22 protein-coding genes and 1 tRNA gene are annotated in these 21,019 nt (G+C 57.6%); 16 read left to right on the top strand and 7 right to left on the bottom strand.

Annotated features, from left to right (window positions below; translation table 11 throughout):
* The first annotated feature begins 117 nt into the window (after positions 1-117).
* Together AC53L6_RS06035 and pyrF are read left to right on the top strand one after the other, a co-directional pair.
* Positions 118-429 (top strand): orotidine 5-phosphate decarboxylase, encoded by a 312-nt coding sequence (locus AC53L6_RS06035; RefSeq protein WP_496907162.1) that lies wholly within the window; start codon positions 118-120, stop codon positions 427-429.
* Between the two features lie 196 nt (positions 430-625).
* Positions 626-1,342 (top strand): orotidine-5'-phosphate decarboxylase, encoded by a 717-nt coding sequence (gene pyrF / locus AC53L6_RS06030; RefSeq protein ID WP_496907161.1) that lies wholly within the window; start codon positions 626-628, stop codon positions 1,340-1,342.
* Between the two features lie 221 nt (positions 1,343-1,563).
* On the opposite strand, the gene AC53L6_RS06025 is transcribed toward pyrF, so the two are convergent.
* Positions 1,564-1,998 (bottom strand): NUDIX hydrolase, encoded by a 435-nt coding sequence (locus tag AC53L6_RS06025; protein ID WP_299203727.1) that lies wholly within the window; start codon positions 1,996-1,998, stop codon positions 1,564-1,566.
* A 54-nt stretch (positions 1,999-2,052) separates the two neighbouring features.
* On the opposite strand from AC53L6_RS06025, the gene AC53L6_RS06020 reads away from it, so the two are divergent.
* Complete coding sequence (locus tag AC53L6_RS06020; RefSeq protein ID WP_496907160.1) at positions 2,053-3,306, top strand: DNA polymerase IV; 1,254 nt, start codon at positions 2,053-2,055, stop codon at positions 3,304-3,306.
* 3 nt (positions 3,307-3,309) lie between these two features.
* Here the strand turns inward: AC53L6_RS06020 and AC53L6_RS06015 are convergent, their stop codons facing one another.
* On the bottom strand, positions 3,310-4,170 hold the full coding sequence (locus AC53L6_RS06015; RefSeq protein WP_299704611.1) for an N-formylglutamate amidohydrolase: 861 nt from the start codon (positions 4,168-4,170) through the stop codon (positions 3,310-3,312).
* 149 nt (positions 4,171-4,319) lie between these two features.
* Here AC53L6_RS06015 and AC53L6_RS06010 point away from each other — a divergent pair.
* Together AC53L6_RS06010 and ykgO are read left to right on the top strand one after the other, a co-directional pair.
* Positions 4,320-4,394: transfer RNA gene (locus AC53L6_RS06010), tRNA-Val, on the top strand.
* A 108-nt stretch (positions 4,395-4,502) separates the two neighbouring features.
* Positions 4,503-4,628: a type B 50S ribosomal protein L36 gene (gene ykgO / locus AC53L6_RS06005; RefSeq protein WP_005850168.1), complete on the top strand. Its 126-nt coding sequence runs from the start codon at positions 4,503-4,505 to the stop codon at positions 4,626-4,628.
* Positions 4,629-4,734: 106 nt separating this feature from the next.
* Here the strand turns inward: ykgO and AC53L6_RS06000 are convergent, their stop codons facing one another.
* Positions 4,735-5,229: a GNAT family N-acetyltransferase gene (locus tag AC53L6_RS06000; protein WP_496907159.1), complete on the bottom strand. Its 495-nt coding sequence runs from the start codon at positions 5,227-5,229 to the stop codon at positions 4,735-4,737.
* A gap of 328 nt (positions 5,230-5,557) precedes the next feature.
* On the opposite strand from AC53L6_RS06000, the gene AC53L6_RS05995 reads away from it, so the two are divergent.
* The 6 genes from AC53L6_RS05995 (at position 5,558) to AC53L6_RS05970 (ending at position 12,050) form a co-directional block, all read left to right on the top strand.
* Positions 5,558-6,877 carry a tyrosinase family protein gene (locus AC53L6_RS05995; protein ID WP_496907158.1) on the top strand — a complete coding sequence of 440 codons (1,320 nt, stop codon included), beginning with the start codon at positions 5,558-5,560 and terminating at the stop codon, positions 6,875-6,877.
* Between the two features lie 18 nt (positions 6,878-6,895).
* Entirely contained in the window at positions 6,896-7,204 is a 309-nt protein-coding gene (locus AC53L6_RS05990; RefSeq protein WP_299601711.1) for a hypothetical protein, read from the top strand.
* Positions 7,205-7,508: 304 nt separating this feature from the next.
* Complete coding sequence (locus AC53L6_RS05985) at positions 7,509-7,727, top strand: hypothetical protein (RefSeq protein ID WP_299203745.1); 219 nt, start codon at positions 7,509-7,511, stop codon at positions 7,725-7,727.
* Positions 7,728-7,792: 65 nt separating this feature from the next.
* Positions 7,793-8,956: a radical SAM protein gene (locus tag AC53L6_RS05980; RefSeq protein WP_496907157.1), complete on the top strand. Its 1,164-nt coding sequence runs from the start codon at positions 7,793-7,795 to the stop codon at positions 8,954-8,956.
* The gene (locus AC53L6_RS05975) at positions 8,953-10,074 is read left to right on the top strand and encodes an aKG-HExxH-type peptide beta-hydroxylase (RefSeq protein ID WP_496907156.1); all 1,122 of its coding nucleotides are present in this window, start codon (positions 8,953-8,955) and stop codon (positions 10,072-10,074) included. Before AC53L6_RS05980 ends, AC53L6_RS05975 begins: the two co-directional genes overlap by 4 nt.
* Positions 10,075-10,295: 221 nt before the next feature.
* On the top strand, positions 10,296-12,050 hold the full coding sequence (locus AC53L6_RS05970; protein ID WP_496907155.1) for a helix-turn-helix domain-containing protein: 1,755 nt from the start codon (positions 10,296-10,298) through the stop codon (positions 12,048-12,050).
* Between the two features lie 78 nt (positions 12,051-12,128).
* On the opposite strand, the gene AC53L6_RS05965 is transcribed toward AC53L6_RS05970, so the two are convergent.
* The 3 genes from AC53L6_RS05965 to AC53L6_RS05955 form a co-directional block, all read right to left on the bottom strand.
* Positions 12,129-13,358, bottom strand: a complete 1,230-nt coding sequence (locus tag AC53L6_RS05965) for a glycosyltransferase family 4 protein (protein ID WP_496907154.1) — start codon at positions 13,356-13,358, stop codon at positions 12,129-12,131.
* Positions 13,359-13,403: 45 nt separating this feature from the next.
* Positions 13,404-14,768 carry a hypothetical protein gene (locus tag AC53L6_RS05960; protein WP_496907153.1) on the bottom strand — a complete coding sequence of 455 codons (1,365 nt, stop codon included), beginning with the start codon at positions 14,766-14,768 and terminating at the stop codon, positions 13,404-13,406.
* 227 nt (positions 14,769-14,995) lie between these two features.
* Entirely contained in the window at positions 14,996-16,054 is a 1,059-nt protein-coding gene (locus tag AC53L6_RS05955; RefSeq protein ID WP_496907152.1) for a sodium-dependent bicarbonate transport family permease, read from the bottom strand.
* A 96-nt stretch (positions 16,055-16,150) separates the two neighbouring features.
* On the opposite strand from AC53L6_RS05955, the gene AC53L6_RS05950 reads away from it, so the two are divergent.
* From AC53L6_RS05950 to AC53L6_RS05940, 3 genes are all read left to right on the top strand, one after another.
* On the top strand, positions 16,151-17,014 hold the full coding sequence (locus AC53L6_RS05950; protein WP_496907151.1) for a LysR family transcriptional regulator: 864 nt from the start codon (positions 16,151-16,153) through the stop codon (positions 17,012-17,014).
* 95 nt (positions 17,015-17,109) lie between these two features.
* Positions 17,110-17,985 (top strand): glutathione-dependent disulfide-bond oxidoreductase, encoded by an 876-nt coding sequence (yghU, locus tag AC53L6_RS05945; protein WP_496907150.1) that lies wholly within the window; start codon positions 17,110-17,112, stop codon positions 17,983-17,985.
* A 222-nt stretch (positions 17,986-18,207) separates the two neighbouring features.
* On the top strand, positions 18,208-18,687 hold the full coding sequence (locus AC53L6_RS05940) for an aggregation factor core (protein WP_496907149.1): 480 nt from the start codon (positions 18,208-18,210) through the stop codon (positions 18,685-18,687).
* A gap of 193 nt (positions 18,688-18,880) precedes the next feature.
* On the opposite strand, the gene AC53L6_RS05935 is transcribed toward AC53L6_RS05940, so the two are convergent.
* Positions 18,881-19,792 carry an AraC family transcriptional regulator gene (locus AC53L6_RS05935; protein WP_299203776.1) on the bottom strand — a complete coding sequence of 304 codons (912 nt, stop codon included), beginning with the start codon at positions 19,790-19,792 and terminating at the stop codon, positions 18,881-18,883.
* A 128-nt stretch (positions 19,793-19,920) separates the two neighbouring features.
* Between AC53L6_RS05935 and AC53L6_RS05930 the strand changes: the two genes are divergently transcribed.
* Together AC53L6_RS05930 and AC53L6_RS05925 are read left to right on the top strand one after the other, a co-directional pair.
* Positions 19,921-20,760: a cysteine hydrolase family protein gene (locus tag AC53L6_RS05930; RefSeq protein WP_299704649.1), complete on the top strand. Its 840-nt coding sequence runs from the start codon at positions 19,921-19,923 to the stop codon at positions 20,758-20,760.
* Positions 20,761-20,863: 103 nt separating this feature from the next.
* Positions 20,864-20,986: a hypothetical protein gene (locus AC53L6_RS05925; RefSeq protein ID WP_299203782.1), complete on the top strand. Its 123-nt coding sequence runs from the start codon at positions 20,864-20,866 to the stop codon at positions 20,984-20,986.
* Positions 20,987-21,019 lie beyond the last annotated feature (33 nt).

The raw sequence follows: 21,019 nt of genomic DNA, 5'->3' as shown, positions 1-21,019 counted from the left end.
TGAAACTTTGGGCACAGGTCTGTGAATCAACGTGACGGGAATTCCCCCTTAAATCCTGAAATCTCTCACCCATTTTGAATGGCACACGAGCAGAACCACAACATGTAGGTGACCCAAATGCAGACTGTTCCGTTGCAACTGAGCGATGTGATCTACAACGCCGCCACGCAGTCTTTCGAAGCCCTCGTAACCGTGCATGACGCAACGGGCGCGCGCAGCTATGCCTGCGCCATCAATGCGCCCATCACGATGGAGTTCGCGGATGCCGCAGATGGCCTCGCAACCCAGGCGATGCGCCGTCACACACGGGGCCGGTCCGATCTGATACACATGCCCGCCGCCATGGCACCGCGCCGTCCCAATCGGCTTGCCGGGTTGCGCCGCATGACGATCGACACGTTTGCCGCGCTGCGTCCACGCGCAGCCTGATTTCCCTCGTTCCGTTGCCCCACGGGCTTTGCGCAGCTTCTGTCCCCGCGCAAACCCCATCGCAACGGAACCAAACAGAGACAGGTGCCTGCCTGCTAAGTCTCTGAAACTGGCCCGGGTGCGTCCTGCATCCGGGCTTTTTTTCGTCTTCAACCTGCCCTAAGACCATCCAAACGCCAGATGCGGGGGACCAGACATGGCAGACGACAGGTTGATCGTGGCAATGGACGTGCCAAACGCTGTGGCCGGGTTAGAACTGGCTGACCAACTGGGGGACAGCGTAAGTTTCTACAAGATCGGGCTAGGCATGCTGACAGGTGGCGGCCTTGCCCTCGCGAATGAACTGAAACAGGAACGGGGCAAGCGCATCTTTCTGGACATGAAGCTGTTCGACATTGGCGCCACGGTCGAGGCTGCGGTCCGGGGACTGGCACAGTTCGACCTGGACTTCCTGACCGTGCACGGTGACCCTCACGTGATACGCGCCGCCAAGGAAGGGGCCGCGGGCAGCAACCTCAAGATCCTTGCCGTGACCATTCTCACATCCCTCGACCGGACGGACCTGGACGATTGCCTGATCCAGGCGGGCGACATCTCTGATCTGGTGACGGAACGGGCCGGGCGCGCCTTTGGTGCCGGTGCGGACGGTGTTATCGCCTCGCCCCAAGAGGCACGGGCAATCCGCGCCTTGCCCGAGGCGGACAACCGGCTGATCGTTACGCCCGGAGTCCGTCCAGCAGGCGCAGATGTGGGCGATCAAAAGCGAGTCGCAACGCCCGCAAACGCCATTGCCGACGGCGTCGATCATATCGTGGTAGGTCGCCCGATCTGGAAAGCACCCAGCCCAAAGGCCGCAGCCGAGGCGATTTTGTCAGAAATGCTTAGTCCGCAGGCATCTGCGCCAAACCACTGAGTTCACGCAGCTTTTCTTAACCTTTGGCAGTCGCCATGCGGTGGCTGCATCAACAGTTTGTGCCTTTTAGGCAACGCACCACAGGATATTGGAAAGGTCAGGAAATCCGGACTCGGAAAACTCCCGTAAAGGTGGTAACTTGACTTTAGGTGATACTCCCCGACGAACCGGCTCTTCCTGAGGTTCGTCACCTCCCCCCGCTCCGCGCGGGGGGCTTTATGTCAGGGTCTTTCGATCGTCGCAGACATGACACCGGCCAAGTAGTCGCGCAGGCGCGGCTTGAATTGCGGCACGACCCATTCGTGGTCCAGGAACGTCTGTACATCCATCAGATCCCACGCCTGTCCTTCATCCCCAAGAGAGATCTGGCTGGCCATGTCCGCAGGCACATGCGCCGCGAAAAACCATGAAATCTCTCCACTGCTGGACCCATAATCGCGGCCCCAGCGTACCAGGTCAGGATTGATCCTCAGGTTCAACTCCTCCTGGGTTTCCCGCAAGGCACATTGCAAGGGCGTCTCACCCGCTTCCCAGCCACCGCCCGGCAAATCCCAGTGACTGGGCCACAGCAGTCCGGGCTTGTCATCGCGCAAGAGTGTCGCCAGGCGATCGCCCACAAACAGGGCGAGTTTCGCCCCGATCAACCGTCCAGCCATGTTCAACCCCTCACCAGTTTGCTACAGGAAAAGGACTAGCCACAAAGCCGCCCCATGCCCAGCCTATGCCGAGATTGCCTGACGACCTTTGAAGCGGGTTCCCGCTGCCCGTCCTGTGGTGCGCCGCGCGTGGTCAGCCATCCGGAACTCTTTGATCTCTCCATTGCGCATATGGATTGCGACGCGTTCTACGCCTCGGTTGAAAAGCGGGACGATCCCAGCCTCGAAGGCAAGCCGGTGATCATCGGCGGCGGGCGGCGCGGCGTTGTCTCGACCGCCTGTTACGTGGCCCGCATTCGTGGCGTCCGATCCGCCATGCCAATGTTCCAGGCACTCAAGCTGTGCCCCGAGGCCATCGTGATCAAGCCGCGGATGGAGGCTTATGCCGAAGCCTCGCGCGCCATCCGCAACATGATGGAAGAGATGACACCGGCCATCGAACCCTTGTCCTTGGACGAAGCGTTCCTTGACCTCACCGGCACAGCCCGCCTGCACGGAGCACCGCCAGCGGTGATACTGGCACGGCTCATCAAACGTATGCGGGATGAGCTGGGTCTCACGGGCTCCATTGGCCTGTCCCACAACAAGTTCCTTGCCAAGGTCGCCTCAGACCTTGAAAAACCGCACGGTTTCTCGATCATCGGAGCCGCTGAAACCGCCGACTTTCTGCGGGACAAGCCTGTGCGGTTGATCTGGGGCATTGGTCCGGCAGCACAGGCCTCGCTCGACAAGGCGGGCATACGTACGTTCGCCGACCTCCTTCGCTGGGAACAGACAGATCTGGTGGCGCGGTTTGGATCCATGGGCGACCGTCTCTGGAACCTTGCGCGCGGACGGGACGCCCGCCGGGTCACACGCAATGCGCCGATGAAATCCATCAGCAACGAAACAACCTTCGGCGAAGACACCAGCAACCCTGACATTCTGGACGGGCACCTTTGGCGCATGGCCGAGAAAGTGTCGGGGCGTGCCAAGGCACGCGGGCTTGCAGGCCGGGTGGTAACACTCAAACTCAAGCGGCACGACCATTCATCGCTGACGCGGCGGGTGTCCCTGCGCGACCCGGCGCAACTGGCCGACACGATCTACCGCACAGCGCGTGGGTTGTTCGACCAAGTGGGGGACGAGGGGCCTTACCGGCTCTTGGGTTGCGGTATCTCTGACCTCGTGGATGCAGACAGCGTACAGGCATCTGGCGACCTGCTGGACCCAGACGCGCGCAAACGCGGACAGGCAGAACGAGCAACCGACGCGATTCGGGATCGCTTTGGACCTGATGCCATCGTCAAAGGGCGCGCGCTGCGCTGAACGCTATTCCGCGGCGAGCGGCAAACGGCTTTGGCCGACGCGTGACACCTCGGCCACCACCGCACGCAACTGATCTCGAACCGCATCAAAGTCAGCGTTGGGCTCGATCAAACGCTCGTTCATATAGAGGGATCGATCAATCTCGACCTGAATGGCATGCTGATTGCGGGACGGACGGCCATAGGCTTGCGTCACATAGGCCCCTGCAAAGGGCGCATTGCGGGCCACGGTAAACCCGGCAGAGGCAAAGGCAGCTTCGACAACATCCATGATGTCGCCACCAGCCGCTGCGCCAAAACGATCCCCCAACACCACGTCGGGACGCTTCCGCGCGCCTTGGGCAATGCCGTCCATCGCCTCGTGCGGCATCGAATGGCAATCAATCAAGACGGCCAAACCGTGATGCTGGTGGGCACTGTCCAGCAGCTTTTGAAGCATCTGATGATAGGGGCGCCAATAGAGATCAATCCGCCGCTCGGCCTCGCGCATGGGCAACTTGCCACGATAGATCACACGGCCATTGGCCACCACGCGGGGGATAACACCCAAACCGCTGGCGATACGTGGGTTGTGCCCCTGGCGACGGACCCCTTCGATCAGGGCCGGGTCCAATTCATCCGCACTGCGGTTCAAATCCACAAAGGCACGCGGCGCACCTGCCTTGAGCAAGGGCGCACCGTGCTGCGGCGCCATGTCGAACAGCTTGTCTACAAAGGCATCTTCGGATGACCGTATGATGCGTTCGTCCAGCACTGTCCGGCGCAGGAAACTCCACGGGTAGTCGCGCCCGGAATGGGGCGACGCGAACACCGCGCATGACGTGCGGCGCTCCGGGTGCAGGACTTCGTACGCAACCTTTGGCATGGACCCTCCTCTGGTTTCCAACATAGCCTGAGAATTGGGAAAGCCAAAAGCCCTTGATCCTCTCTTCGACTCCTTTTATACGCCCCTCACCCGGCGCGGATTTCCGCGCCCGCTTTCTTTGTGGGCAGGCAATTCGGGACGGTCACAGTGGGCGATTAGCTCAGCGGTAGAGCACTTCGTTGACATCGAAGGGGTCACAAGTTCGATCCTTGTATCGCCCACCACCTATTCCGCCAACCGGGGCAACCCGCACGGCACCAAAACACCGGCACGCATGTGCCAGAACGCAACCCGGCGCTGCTTCGCGCCATGAAACATGAGGAAGAAGCGCCATGAAGGTTCGCAACTCGCTCCGTTCGCTGAAAAACCGGCACCGTGATTGCCGCGTTGTGCGTCGCAAGGGCCGCGTATACGTCATCAACAAGACGCAACGCCGGTTCAAAGCACGCCAGGGCTAAGACCCAAGCGACAGAATGTCAGAAGGCCGTTCCGTTTTGGAGCGGCCTTTTTCTTTGGCAAGACGTGTGACGTTTGACCCTATCGGCGACCGGTGGTTTTGCGGCCCTAGCTGACGCCACCCGCGCCAACATGTTTCTCAAATCGCCACACATCCAATGGGAAAGCCCCTTCAGATGTATCAAGGTCGACCCTCCGCTGACCCGCGTTGATCCAACCGGATTTCTCGTAAAAGCGACCGGCCCGATGATTGCCGACAGCACAGGCGAGCCATGCCAGGTCGTACCCATTCGCCGCTACGCGAACCTCTGCGTCACCTATCAGCGCCTGGGCGACACCGGACCCACGCGCGACTTGCGAGACATACATCTGATAAAGCTCGTCATCCTTGACCATGCAAAATCCAAGCACGTTCGAACCATCAACAGCGATCCGAGTGCAGGCAAGGTTTTCCAAAGCACGTTCCCGAAAGCTGTTCTCGGTGCGTAACTCACACAGCCTGCGCGGAACAATATCAGCATGTGCCTCGTGCCAACCAGACGTCCAAACTGCGCAAATCTGCTCTGCATGGCCTTCTGTCGGTCGCTCGAGTGTATAGTGCATGTGGCAAAGCTATCTTTGCGCTCTGGTGTGAGCAACGGATATTCCCAACACATCATCACCCGAACGGGACGATCAAAGCCAAAATACATTTGAGGCGACCAAGGTCGATTGGAGAAACTTAGACGTTCGCAGCACAGTGAATCACGGCTGCGATCAATAGCACTTTTGGCCCAAGCTCCTTTTTATGGTACGCTATTCCACAGTTGATTTAAGACTTTGGAGTTTCATTATGACAACAATCGCGAAATTAAATTACCTTAGAAAGCAATCCGGACTTCCCCTGATACGGTTTGACCTGACGCGTCTGAGGGGCGAAGACATTCAAGATTTGCGTGATGCGTATGCGGCGATGTACGAAATTTCCGATATCGCGCAAGGGGATAATCGTGGGTATTATATATATGCGCGCGGACATGGGTATGATCTCGACCTATGTCACAATGACAACCGTATCTTTCTCACTTGGCACAGATCTTACGTCTATTCATTCGAGAAGGCGCTGAACAGTGCCCTTCAATGGAAACGGCAGGACAACGAGCTTGAACTGACGCTGCCGTATTGGGATTGGACCCAGTTTTTGACAGCGACCCATGCACCGAATGGCTTGCCCAAGGTTGTCGATGACGAAACCTATATGAATGCCGAAGGCGACGAGGTGCCCAACCCGTTGGCCCGTGCCAAAAGCCTGTTCCGCATCGTCGGCCTGGGTCTGACCGGCGACGACCAGTACACAAGCCGTCTGCCCACAAGACTGCGAAACGACATACCCTTGCTGAGAAACGAGGTTGCCCGATACCTGACCAACCCCAGCTTTAGCGCCTTTCAGGACGACTTCAATTTTGCCGCTCACGGGCATGTTCACGTGGTGGTCGGTGGCAGCGATCCGGCGTCACCTCTGCCCTTCCCGGCACGCGATATGGGGCGCACGGTGTCTGCGGCGTATGATCCGGTTTTCTGGCTGCACCACGCCATGTGTGACAAGGTTTGGGCTGACTGGCAGCAAATTTGGCCCAACGCCAACATCCCCCAGCACGTGCTCGACACGGTGGTCTACGACGGCAGGCTTGGCGCTGACCTGATCGATAACGAAAATTCGCTTCGTTACATCTACTCTGAGGATTCCGTGGAAGCGGCCATCGGCGCTTTGGGCACGTCCGACACAGCACCTGCCGCCGCACTGTCAGCAGCGGCCAGCCAAGTAAAAGAGGTTCAACTTGGCACTGTCGAGGCAGGGTTTGTCCGCGCCGAGATGGAGTTCCACAAACTCCGCCCACCACGCGACAGCTTCGAGCTTCGGGTCTACATCGACAACCCATCTTGCGACGCCTCGACCGGCTACAAGGACGATTCATATGGCGGGCGCATCGTCTTTTTCGGGCACGGCCCATGTCATGGGGCGCCCGGACATTGCAATCCGGACCTTGCGATACGGGATGAGTATGACTTGCGCGCCAAACATCCCCTCAGGCATGAACATACCCGCTATCGTGTGGATATAACCCGCGGATTGCGCCGCTTCATTGGTCGGAAGAAGTCTGTGAAGAACTTGAAAACCTATCTTGTCATTGTGGATGATGCTGGCAAACGCGTCTCGTCCGAGGCTGTCAGTTATGATCAATGTTCTCTCAGGACTTTCGCCAAGGATTGACTTCAGTTTGGACTGATCATGGAACTTGCACTGACAGAAAACGCGTTAAAGGAGGGGGTGCTGAGGGTTTGGCTCCGCAGGATCCCCGACGAAGGCGGGATCGTGCACGCCTATGCGGTCAACAACCCAAACATCTCAACACCCGTGGCGTCTGCGACCCTCTATGGCCGTGGATCAGGTTCCACGGCCAGCGAGCGCACAATGTTGGTGTTCCGACTGAACATGGATGAGCTTGCTGGTCTGATATCTGTCGGCGACGCGTTGGAAATTCGGCTTGAGGGCGATGAAAACGGAGCCTTCAAGTTTGATGTTCTCGAGATCGAGTAAAGCGTCCCGCAATCGCCATTGAGCGCCGGTCCATGATGCTAGAGTGGATCGGTGATGGGCGGTTGGCCGCCCCTCAGCAACGCAGCGTTTCAAGCGAATCATCTGGCAGCAATCGGCGCACAGAATCACCTTTGTAACGTCGGGTGAGCGCCTTCGTGTGACAACTACAGGATAAAGATGCGTGGCAGGCCCCAAGCGGTTGGGCTGCTTTACAAATCCGGCATCACGCCCCGGCCCTACAAAAAAGGCCAAAAATGTGTTAGGATACTGGTATTGATATACCTATTTTAAAGGAACTGATGACATGGCTGAGCTTGATCGTAAGAACCTTAAATTTGACGTTGATACCGCCTCTTTGGCAGACCTGCAAAAAATCCAAAGCATGATTATGGGCCGTATTGTACAGGACATTCAGGCAAAGGCTGATCCGACTGCGATGTATGACAGCCACGGCTCCAATCACACAAATCATTCGGATGCAGTCGCGGCCCTTGCTGGAAGAGTGAACCCCGGAAACCGCTAATCGGGCGGGTCGAACCTCATATTCAATTTGGTTCGACCCAATAAATTATTACAAGGTTAGTCGATATGAATAGCATGTCCTTTCGGGCAATGCCTGATCGTGCGCCATTGCGTTGGATTATTTTAAAGATTCATCAGCGCTGTAATCTCAATTGTTCTTATTGCTACGTTTACAATCGCGGAGATGACAGCTGGAAATCGCGACCCAAACAAATGGGCAACGATGTCATTGATCGCGTTTGCAAACTCATTGTTGAACACTGTGCGCAATACGGCATTGACGAATTTGTCATCGAACTCCATGGCGGCGAACCCATGCTCGTCGGGAAGGCAAGGTTTGTTGAGATTGTTGAGCGGATCCGATCCGCCTGCGCGCCGTTGCCCATCAAGTTCTTGATGCAGACCAATGGCACGCTGCTGGATCAGGAGTGGAGCGACATCTTGGCAGAACACGCGGTTGCCGTAGGCATCAGCGTTGATGGCCCTGCCGAATTCGCGGATCAGAAACGGTTTTATCACAACGGCAAAGGTTCGACCAACGATGTGCTGCGACGCCTGTCTTCGGTAAAATCTCATCCCGACAGGCCATTTACGCACGGCTGCCTTGCCGTCATCGACCCATCTATCCCCGGCGCGGACATGATAGATTGGTTTGTGGACAACGACATCATGTATGCGGACCTTTTGCTGCCGCTTGGCAACCGGGCCAACCCACCCGAAGGATGGACCGGCCCCGCGCCCTATACAAAATACATGCTCGACGCATTCGAACGGTGGTGGGCGCTGGACGGCGATGCGCCGCATATTCGTTTCTTCGAAATGATGATCCGCGCGCATTTGGGATACAAACCCGAACTGGATGCCCTTGGTGGCGATCTTGGCGCGCTGTGCGTCGTGGAAACCAACGGTGCCATCGGCATCTCGGACGTTATCAGCGTGTGCGGCGGATACAGCGGCACCGATCTGATAAATGTCTGGGACACCGGCCTGGATGAGCATGTCGAAAAACTGGACGTCGATCTGGTTCAGAAACCCTGCGCCACCTGCACCTCTTGTCCCGAGTTTTCAGCCTGCAACGGAGGCTACCTGCCGCACCGCTGGGACGGGGCCGGTTTCGACAACACATCGCTTTACTGCGAAACACTGTTTGCCCTGTCAGCACGCATCAGGGAGGCAATTGCCTCTTCCCTGCCCGCCAGCATGATCAAAACCAAGGAGGTTGCCGCATGAGATCCCCTGACTTCTCTGCGTTCGATTGCTTTGCCCGTGCGGACAGCGCCGGCCCCAACCCCCTATTCGGGCTGGTTGCCCAAGGTTACGCAAATTCTGTGATCTCCAAGGTAATCGAAGAGACAGGGCGCAATGGTCTGACCGCAGCGCTTCAGTGCTGGATGGGCCAATTGCAGCCTTTGACCACGACGTGGCAGGCAAGCGTGTCAAAGCTTGGCCGGCGTATCTTTGACGAAGGTCAAAGGCCCGATCCCGAGCGTGCGGGCAGGTTGCTGCTGGATCTAAGCAGCAGCTTGGACAGTGCGGATTATGTTTTTGAGCTAAGCAGCGGGCTACCGGTCGTTTATGACGGTCGCATACACACGGCGACGGAGCCGGTGCATTTGATGAAAGAGAACGATCGGTTCACCGTTCATGGCCTGGATGATGGCCTGGCACTGTCCATCGATGGCGCGATTGCAATGGTCGAAACGAAACAATCGGTGGATTCGCTGTGTAATGATGGTGAGCCAGCGGTGCCTCTGGACATGTCGAAGGTCGACAACTTTGGTTGGGCAGCCGAAGTGTCCGAAGGCATCAACCTGATGGCCACCGTTAACCCAAACTACGAAATCTGGGTACGGCGCCTTCTCAATACCTTGATCCTGACCGAGCGGCTTGAAAACCGCACGTGTTCAGGCAGCTGGTCCGACACATCAGGGACAGTCTACATCTCCCAACCCAATTCCCTGCTCGAGGTCGGAGAGGTCCTGATACACGAATGTGCCCATCAGCATTTTCACCTGGCCTGCCGGGTGTTCCCCATGAAAACCGATACCGAGAATGGTCGGTACTTCTCGCCCCCGGTTGGCCGCGACCGTCCGCTGGATATGATACTGATAGCCTATCACGCATTCGCCAATGTCCTCACATATTACGAATGCGCGTTCGACATGTCGCTGGGCGATCAGCTTTCTCACAATCGCTACAAGAGCTTCAGCCAAGAGGTGGCTGTCCTCGAAAGCTATCTCGACAACAACAAGGGCCTGTCTGAACTGGGGCGCACCATTTTCACGACATTGCGCCAAAGCAGACAGGAACGGATCAGCACCTTACCGGACATCGCTGCTGATGCTTAGGCGCCAACGCCTGCTCTGTGTCAGACTGGCGTAGCCGCCAGATGACATACGATGCGCGCCATGGTTGAAACTCAAGCCCATTTCATGCATCCAGAAGACAATTCTGAAATGCAATAAACGGCGGATAGACCGGGTTTTTCCAGCACCGTTCAATTCTGGCTCGGACGGATGCAACCGAATGCTGCGAACACCCATGCAACCCGCGCTTTGATTGGGTTCCGATGATCAAGACATGTGTTCTCGCGTGCGCGCTGCTCGTGCTGTCACTCAGTATGACTTTGCTCGGTGCTAGGGCTCATGCGCAAGGCGCTGTGTGCGGCGATGCGGATGATGGGCTGGCGCGGATCAATACGCTTACGTCCGAGGCGCAGGATCAGATGCGCCCGTTGATGGCCGAGTATTTTCTGGACCAAACCGGCACAGTTGGCACGGACGACATCACCGCCCAAGTGTTTCAGCCCGGCACGTGCAGCGGGATTTTTGACGCGCCCACACCGTCCCAGACGCTGTGGTTGCGCTTTGTCATCTCCAATCCGCACGCGCTGGACGAACACCGCGTTCTTGGTTTCGTGGAGTATATTCTGGACGAGGTCGTCTTGTTCGAACTGCACGACGGAAAGCTCAGGGAACGCGCCCGGAATGGGCGCACCCAGCCGTCTCCGGCAAAAGCAGATACTGCGATCAAGGTCGGGTTTCCCATCATCGCGAAAGCGGGCCAAGACATGGAATTCTACCTGCGCATTCGCGGCACGTTTGCACCAACCGTAACGGCGATGATCATGTCCCCGGGGTTCTTCGACGATTGGACCACGTTGGAATTCTCAATGTCCGGGCTGACGCTCGCCTATCTGAGTGTCATAGCGCTCGTCAGCCTGATTGTTTTTCGACACATCGCGGTGCGATTTTACAAGTATTACACGCTCTACATGCTGTGCCTGTTCATATTCACCTTCCTCTATGACGGATGGTTGACCAAGCTGTTTGACGTGACCCTGCCGGTGACGCTCGCAGCACCCGTGTTCCTGTTCTTTACCGGGTTGGGCAACTTCGCCAATGTTCAGTATTGCCGTATTCTATTAAACGCAGATGCCGCCCCACGGGCGTGGCAGGTGTCGTTCAAATGCCTTTCCGCTGTGGTCATCTTGGTGACTGGTCTGGCTGTACTTGATCCTTGGCGACTGACGATCGGGCTGCACTTGATCTATTTCGTCAGTCCCATGATCCTCCTGGCCTTTGCCATCCAACAGATCAGGGCAGGCCTCCCTCAGGCTTGGCCTGTATCGGCATCACTGCTAGCCCTCAGCGTCGGCCTTTTTGTTGCCTTCTACTCCTTTCTGTTTCCAGCAGGCATTCCGCAGGCGTCATTCGCCTACGAACTGATTGTCTTGCGCCCCCTCGCGCTGTCCTACTCCCTCGCAATAATGGGTGAAACGCTATTCATGATGCTGGCCATTTCGACAATGGTGCGCGCGATGCAGACCGAACGGCAAGCCGCAGTTGTTGAACTGGCGGCACTGGAACACCAGTTCGAAACGATCAAGAAAGAGCAAAACGAAGTGCAAGAGGTGACTTCGGCCCGCCTTGAAGCCCTGGAAGCTGCGTTGGCCAATGATCCCAACAACCGGCAGCATCTGTCGGTCAAGCAGCAGTTCCTTGAACGCGCAACGGAGAGCGTTTTGGACAACATCAGCGATCAGGATTTTGGCGTGATGGAACTGGCATCCGAGCTTGCCGTCAGTCACAAAACACTCGGTCGCAGGCTGAAGGAAGCCAACGGACATTCTCCCGCGTCATTCATCAGATCCGTCCGTCTGAGTTTCGCACGCAATCTCATTCTGCTGCATCGTTACAAAACGGTTTCAGAGGTATCCGCCGCTGCCGGGTTCGCAAGTGTCAGTCACTTCTCGAAACTCTACCGAGAGGAGTTTGGAGAGACGCCAGGAAAATCAATAAGTCTGTTTCGAAGCATTCAGTGACCGCGAACGGCAGGCTGCCAATCAAGGTTTTCTTTGCGCTTACCCACGTGCTTCGCAAATCCCGACGTGACAACGCGTCTAAGACGACGATGACACGAGCGCGGGTTCGATCAGCTGGGACAGCGCCATATCAAAGGCCTCGGCCACCGCTGACCAGGAAAACCGGTGTTGCAACGCATGGGCGCGCGCGTTGACCGACATGATCGCCAACTGAGCCGGATCACCAAGAAGACTGATCAACGCTTCCGCAATGTCCTCGGGGCGGGACACGTACATCTCAGCGCTTTCATGCTCCATGTAGAACGTCTCTGCCGCCGGAAAGAGCGTGGCGGCACCCGCCCAGTTCTCGCGAAACGAACTGTGATCCGGCACAACCTGCGCAGCCCCAGTCGCTGCATGTTCAAACGTCCCCAAACCCCAACCTTCACCCATGGCCGTTGTCAGGCCAATGTCAGCCGCACGCATGAGCTCCACCAGCCGCTGAAACGGGAGTGTTTCGCCCAAGGGATTCAAAACGTTCCAATAGACGTGATGCTCGATCCCAAGGGCACAAATCTGGGCTTCAAGGCGCCGTTCCTCGTATCGTGTCAGGCCGGGAAGATGCAGATACAGATTTGCAGGGTGCGAACACAGAGCGATGGCAAACCCTTCAAGCGTAAGATCAATGCGTTTTCGGGGATACAGCCGGTTTGCATTCAGGATCAGCGGCAGATCAACAAGGTTTTGCCAATCAGAAAACAGCGCCTTCCGCACCATTCGTCTGTCGATCGGTGGCGGATAGCGCAGGGTGCGATCGGGCTCCAATCCATGCGGTATGGCAATGGTATCAATCGGCTGCGGCGCGGTCGCAACCAAATGCCTGCGGACAAAGTCGGTATAGGTGATACACAGATCGGCGGGCATCAGAGCGTCATGAATCCTGTCGCCGACCGGTCGCCCTTCAACGGCCATGTAAACGGCCAGTTTTGACCGCGGCGCGTGTTTGCGAAAACGCTGCAGCACATCCCGGTATTTCCATGGCTGATCCACAAGAAGGATAACGTCCGGATCAGCACGCCGCAGCGCATCCACCAGATGCGGGTCCAAAGCAGGGTCGCTCAAGGACGGGTGCGCCCCGACCACAGATACAGCGTCGATAGACGGAGGTGCTGTGACGCGGTCATACTGAAACAGTGTAACAGACCACCGCGCACGCAGTTCCTCTGCCAGACGCACGGCCACACGGCACAGACCTGTACCACCGACGCCAAGACCGGCCACAAAAAGCCGCCGGTCCCTGGTCTTGTTATCTCGTATGGATACGGTCACGCAGCCCATCGATCCATGCGGCAGTCATGGTTGCTCCGGCACATCTCAAGTCCAGTAGACAAATCTTTTCATATCGGCGTAGATCGAGAAATCCAGGCAAGCCCCCTTTACCGTGCCGTTCAGTATCATCTGATGGGTAAGGTACTGTGGCGCCTGAAAGTAATCCGTCTTTTGGTTCGACCCGGAAACTGGATCAAGCCCGTCCTGCCCATTCTTGTCCTTCATCACATAGCTGCCACCGGGCAAATCCTCGAACACCATGCGTCGCGCATAGTGGGCCTGCTTGAAGTAGTCCGACGGGTTGTTGATGCCCGGCACGGGATTGGTCACGATGTCGTTGATGTAGGCCGGTGGATATGACGCACCGGCCTCGTTGCCCGCGACTTGCACCTCGACCGAGACGTTGTTGAAATCGACCGATTTGGGGGTGTTCTGACCACCAGTGTTGACGGGCGGATAAATCATCCAGATCACCAATCGGTTCTTATCATCGGCAAGGCACATGGAATTCGTTATGATGCGTTCCGCTCGGGCGCGCGTCGCCGACGGTGTGTAGGCACCTACCCAGAATCCGCTGCTCGAATACTCCTGCAGGGCTTTGACATAGTCAAAGTCATAGGTTTTGTCTGAGGATGCCGCATGAACTCCGCCCTGCAACTGCATCCGCAGCATCGTGTCGATACTCTGAACGAACGGTATCTCCTGACTTTTTACATAGTCCTGATAGGTGCGGCGCGCCTCCTGAGCCGCCGGATCATTGCCACTCTGGTGATACGCCTCAATGACCAGATACAGCGCCCGTTGCTGGGCATAGGCCGACGCGACATAGTACTGGAAATATGTTTCAAGCGCCGCGTAACAGGACATCTTGCCAGCCTTGATCAGCGGCTCGGTCATTTCGGACCAAAGCTGAAGAACGCCTTTGCTGCTGCTGTTGCCACCGCCGCCAACAAGTAAGGTATTCACTTCGGCAATCACCACTTTCGCACCTTGATTGGTGTCAAGGATCTCTTCGACCAGGTTGGTGACCTCTTGCTGGCTCGTGCTGTCCGGATTGGCGGCATAGGTTAGGAACGTTTTGTACTGCACATTCAATCTCGAGATGTACTGCTGCAGATCGTTGTCGCGTATTTCCCAAGCCAGATAGAGCTGCTCTTGCTCTATCGCTCTCAACTCCTTCTGGATCATTTTCATGTCTTCAGCGAGCTGATCGGTCAATGCTTCGACAGCGGTCGCAATGCTGTCCAGCTGATCGCCCAAATCCTTGATCGCGTCCGCCTGACTGGTGTCGGGTGTACCGAAAATCTCACCCAGAACCCAGCCAGCGGCGGACCCCCCGGCCTCCTTTGCGGCGCCTGAAACCAACCCCGTTACAACTGCGGTTCCAACGGCAGCAAGAATTCCAACCATCGTTCTATCCTCCAGAGAAATTGCTGTTTGAAGACCCACTCACATGGCGGGATATCTTGGAGTACCCCGCCCCCGTCATTCAGCAACCTGGGATAGAAAGATTGTCTCGGATGCGCATGATTTTGTCCGATCAGGCGCATTCACAACGCGTCATGGCCTGTAGTTGCGCCAGCACATCCGCTCCATATCAAGCTCAGGCCGTCAGCAACGCATCCCTGCGGTGCCCATCAGAATCCGATGAAGTAATCCGCCAGCACCATGAACAGTGGAATGCTCAGAATAGCGACCGGTGTACCAAGCCCAGTCGACGCCCCGACATAGGCCGATGGGTTCGCTTCGGGCAGTGCACCGCGCATGGTCGGCGGACCAGAGATGTCGGAACTCGACGCTGCCATGATCGACAGCAGCACCACACCGCCTGCCGAAAACCCGGTCAGATGGTGCGCGATCAGCCCGGCACCGAACCCAAGTGCACCATGCACAAGCGGCGCCGTCAGCCCATAGAACAGATAGGCATGTGCCACACCCTTCAGCTCCGACAGGCGTGACCACGCCTCGATCCCCATGATCAGCATCAGCACGGACAACAACCCCCGGAACAGCGGCTCGTAAAAGCTGGCATAGACACTCTCGGGCCGTGCAAACAAGCCCAGCGCCAACCCAAGGATCAGGGCAGAGATGGCAGGCGACCGCAGTGTATCCAACAATATCCCCTTGATCAGCCCCCGCTCAATCGCCGGGCCACCGGTGCCGCCAATACCGCCCATCGTCATTGTGCCATCGCCCTGCACATTGGCCGCTTTGCGCGCCGCCGCCAGCCGTGCCAGCACAATCGCCGTCACCAGCGCCGCAACGTCCATGAACGGATAAAGCGCCCCGATAAATCCTTCATACGCGATGCCCTCATCATCCAGCACCGCCATCCCCGCCGCGAGCGTCGAGGCTGACACCGCCCCAAACAGACCAACCGTTGCCGTCGCATCCAGTTGTGACACCCCCCGCCAACGGGCAAGCGTCGCGCGCCCCAGAACAACGATTGCAATCCCGATACCCGCAGCAAGCAGTGCAGGGACCGCCAGCGCAACAAAGTCGGCCTCACGCACCGAGATGCCCGCGCCAATCCCCACCTTGAGCAGCAGCAGGATCACAATGAATTTGTAGATTGGTTCCGGCACTTCGAATTTGCTGCCAAGGGCCGCCAGCATCATCCCCCCGATCAGAAAGGCGAGTGTCGGTTTCTGCATCTGGTTCAAGATGGTCAGAACAATGTCGGTGATGATGTCCATGGCGGGCCCCGCGTGCTTTGCTTCGGATGAGATAGGCCAACCCAAATGAGATAAAAAATATAACTATTGGGCGTAATCGTTCTATATTATGAATGTATGGACACGTTGAACTATCATCATCTCCGCTACTTCCGCGCCGTCGCGCATGAGGGCAACCTGACCCGTGCAGCAGACAAGTTGAACCTGTCTCAGTCCGCTTTATCCACCCAGATCAAGGCGTTGGAGGCGCGGTTGGGTCACGACTTGTTTGATCGCGTGGGGCGGCAATTGAAGTTGACCGAAGTTGGGCGCATCGCCCTTGACCACGCCGACCGCATCTTTGGCACCGGCCAAGAGTTGATGGAAACGCTGAACCGCAGCGCGGACCACGCCCCACCTCTGCGCGTGGGCGCGTTGTCCACCCTGTCGCGGAACTTCCAGATCCAGTTTCTGCGCCCTCTCCTGGATCATCCTGATGTCGACATTGTCCTTAAGTCAGGTCAGAACACCCCCCTGCTGCGCGCGCTTGCTGAACTGGCACTGGATGTCGTGTTGACGACGGATGCGCCGACCAGCGCCGCAGGCTCCGATTTCATCGCCCATCGCCTTGCCGGACATCCAGTCAGCCTGCACGGTACACCTGACCGGATAGGGTATAAGTCACTGACAGAGCTACTTGAATCCGAACCGGTCATTGTCCCGACAGAAAGCGCAATCCGCACCGGGTTCAACCGCCTGACCGCACGGCTCGGGGTCCAACCCCGGATCATCGCTGATGTGGATGACATGGCCATGGTCCGCTTGCTGGCGCGCGAAGGGGTCGGCCTTGCCATCGCCCCCGAGATCGTGCTGGCCGATGAAATTGCCTCCGGGCAATTGGTGACAGCCCCTTTCGACACTGGCATCACCGACACGTTCTACGCCGTCACCACCCGGCGCAGTTTTCCGCACCCTATGCTGGACAGGTTGCTCCCCGACTGAGGTGTCGTTGTGCAGCACGGCACAGGCCCGCCCCTTGCGACCACAGCGCAACGCCATAGGTTGCTGCGATGAACCAACAGAAAGGCTCTTCCCAAATGAGCGATCCGACCTACACGCCCCCTGCCAAATGGACATGGGACGCCGAAAGCGGCGGCCAGTTTGCTTCGATCAACCGCCCTATCGCAGGTCCCACTCACGACAAAGACTTGCCCGTCGGCAGACACCCCTTCCAGCTTTATTCGCTGGCAACGCCCAATGGGGTCAAGGTCACCATGCTGTTCGAAGAGCTGCTGGCCGCTGGCATTACGGATGCCGAATACGATGCATGGCTGATCAACATTGGTGACGGCGACCAGTTCGGATCGGGCTTTGTGGATGCAAACCCCAACTCCAAAATCCCTGCGTTGATCGACCGCTCGGGCGACAGTGAACTGCGCGTGTTTGAAAGCGGGTCGATCCTGATCCACCTCGCAGAAAAGTTCGGCAAATTCCTCCCCGCCTCCGGCCCCGCGCGGACCGAGACACTGAACTGGCTGATGTGGCAGATGGGCTCGGCCCCGTTCCTCGGGGGCGGGTTCGGTCACTTCTATGCTTACGCGCCCGAGAAATACGAGTACCCCATCAACCGCTACGCGATGGAGAGCAAACGGCAGCTCGACGTGCTGAACCGCGAGCTGGCGAACAAACCGTTCGTCGCGGGCGACGAATACACAATTGCCGACATGGCGATCTGGCCGTGGTACGGGCAGCTTTGCCTTGGCCGTCTCTATTCGGCGGCGGAGTTCCTGGATGTAGAGAGCTACACCAACGTTCTGGCCTGGGCCAAGACCATCGACGCACGGCCTGCGACCTTGCGGGGGCGGATGGTGAACCGGGCGTTTGGTGAGCCGGAATTGCAGCTGCATGAACGCCATGATGCGTCGGATTTTGACACCCAAACGCAGGACAAAATCGGGCCTAAGGACGACTGAACCCGGATCTGTCCCCGCGGGGACAAGGCGTGCGATGAGGATACCGAATATCAAGCGGTGTCTGAAACGGGCGGAGAAACAAGGCGCTATCGCACCGCGCGGTGTGGTAGCGCATTTTAACCACTTTGATCGCACACTCGTGCCCGACGGGGCGCGGTCGCTTGCCGGGCGCGCAGGTCAGGCTAGTTCACTGGGATCATACCTGATCCGGAGACCTGACCCATGCGCCTTGCTGCCCTTGCCCTTTTGATCGCCCTCCCCTCTGCTGCCATGGCTGATCTGACTGTCAGTTTCCGTGACAGCGCGCCCAAGGATCGCTTTACGATCAGCTATGACGGGGCCTGTGCATTGGACCAATTGGACGTGCAGATCGACCTTGGGGCAGCGCCGGCCGGGCTGATCTTTGACACCACGAGCGCAGGAGCCGGGGTTGAAGTGTTCCAGCCGCTGGAATGGGTATCCGGCACAGCGCGCACCTCTCAGGTCACGGATGGGGATACTGTTCTGTCCATGTCACTGGATGGGGTGGAACCGGGGGCAAGCTGGGCCTTTACTGCGGATATCGACGACACGACCAGCGCCCGCCAGATCACGGTGGATGGGTCAGAGATGGCCGGAGCCATGCTGCGCGCGGGCGGGCAGGCGGCGGTCTTTGACGCCTCCGGAGCGGCCACGGTCAAATTGCAAAACTGCCTGTCGTAAGGCGGAGGTGTCCTCTGCCCCGTGCGACGGCGCAATCGGCCTTGGGTGAAAAGTGTTGCGTAGCGCCGGTTGTCCTGTCCTTACACCACGTTGCGGTTCATTTCGTCATGCAAGCGACTGCGTCATGATGAAGAGCAATCGGACAGCTGGCATTTGATCTTTTTGATACCGCAAGGCACTGAATAGCCTGCTCTCACTTGTTTTGATGTGAGGCGCGAAAATCGCGCGGTGCCTGGCCGGTCTTGGCCTCAAATGCGCGGGTAAAGGCGCTGCGTGAGGCGAACCCAACCAGATCTGCAACGCGCTTAACCGGCAAATCGGTTTGTCGGAGCAACTGGCCCGCGCGATTCATGCGCAAGTCGCGGAGCAATTCCATTGGCCCTGATCCGTAGGCCCCGGTAAAACGCTTGGCGAACGCCGCCCTGCTCATACGAACATGTCCGGCCAAGCTTTCAACGGTGTGATTGTTACCTGGAGCGTCCAGCATCACCTTGAGCGCGCTCCAGATGGATGGATCGGCCAGCGCCGCCATCCATCTGAACGAGCTTTCATCCTTGGCCAACCGCTTGCGCAACATCTCGATCATACATTGCATCAAAAGCGCACGGATCATTGCACGGCTTCCCAGCCGAGGGGATGAGATTTCGGTCAGCAAGGCCTGCAAGGTCGGGCGTACCTCACTGGGCGAGGGCACGTCTTCGATCATTGGCTCGCGAATGAGGTCAATAATGTCCGCAACTCCGCGCAACCCGACGGTAACGCGGGCGCAAAGAGCCGTGAGTTGGCCCGTGTCCGCTTGGTCCGTGCCAGCCAGCAGGCTGGCCAACTTCAAATCAGCCGGATTGCATTCTGGCACCGGATCATTGATCTCGCCAAAACTGCGCAAGGCATGGCTTTGCAAAGCCGGTACAAAAACAAGCATTCCGCGCGACACCTGGATTGGCTCATGGTCGCGCAAGCTGATTTCACCTTCACCTGACAAGATATAGTGCAAGGTAGCAGAGGCATCGCGCCCCAACCCAAGGTCGCAGGCCCCGCGCAGTTCACATAACGCAAACGGATCCGTAGCGATGTCCAGCTCATCGAAGATGTGGTCATACTTCATGCGGCGTCAGTATCCGGAAACCAGACGAAAAGGCACCTAAAAGTCCCCTCGGGCACGTATTCAAGACGCAAAGGCACGCTCCGTTTCATAGCTATGAAACATCGAAGCGAAACGGAAGGAATGACCCAATGTGCAACTGCAATGATCCTGATCACAAACACGATCGCACCAACATCACGCGACGGGCGGCTCTTCGGGGTGGTGTCGCCGCGACAGCCACTGCGGCGTCTGTGGCGGTCGGAGCGCATTCCGCGAGCGCGCAGCAGGCCAATCCCTATGCCGATCCAGCCGAACCCGCCCTGCCCCCTTCCAATATGAAACTTGATCTGTCGCGCGCAGCGCTTGTTGTGACGGACCCGCAAGTCGACTTCCTGCACCCCGAGGGTGTGACATGGGGTGTCATTGGTGCCAGCGTGACAGAGCACAACACGGTGGAAAATATCGAAACGCTGTTCAAGGCCGCAAAGGCCGCCGATATCACCACAGCTGTTTCGCCGCACTACTACTACCCAACGGATCACGGTTGGAAATTCGAGGGTGCGCTGGAAAAACTGATGCACAAGATCGGCATGTTCGACCGCAAAGGCCCGCTGAACCTGGATGGCTTCGAAGGATCTGGCGCCGATTGGATGCCGCAGTACAAGAAGTATATCGAGGACGGCAAAACCATCGTTACGTCGCCCCACAAGGTCTATGGCAACGACACCAACGACCTGTCACTGCAATTGCGGAAACAGGGCGTGGATCAGGTCATCCTTGCCGGGATGTCGGCCAACCTTTGCACCGAAAGCCACATGCGTGAGTTGCTTGAAGACGGGTTCGAGGTTGCTGTTGTGCGCGACGCAACTGCGGCTGCGATGTTGCCAGAGGGCGACGGTTACCTCGCCGCCCTGATCAACTTCCGTTACATGGCCAATGCGGTCTGGAGCACGGAAGAAGCTGTCGCACAAATCAGGGCTGCGACATAATCACCGCCCCCAATGTGCATCCGCCCCGCTTGAGCGGGGCGGGCATCACGACCATATTAAAGTTAGCGACACAGCCGGTGGCATCCCCAAGGAGTAAGAGAACATGAAGAAGATTGACGTCGACGCTGATCTGAAACGTTCGAAATTCTTGATCAAAGCCATGCTTCTGCAAGTGGTTCTGGTCCTTGTGGCCATGTTCATCTACTGGGCCTATTTGAAGCTCTGATATCGGGCTCAGATCAAAGTTTCTGTGCAATGG

The sequence above is a fragment of the Tateyamaria sp. LSS28 genome, from assembly GCF_059611725.1.
This window is presented reverse-complemented; position numbering and strand designations above follow the sequence as displayed.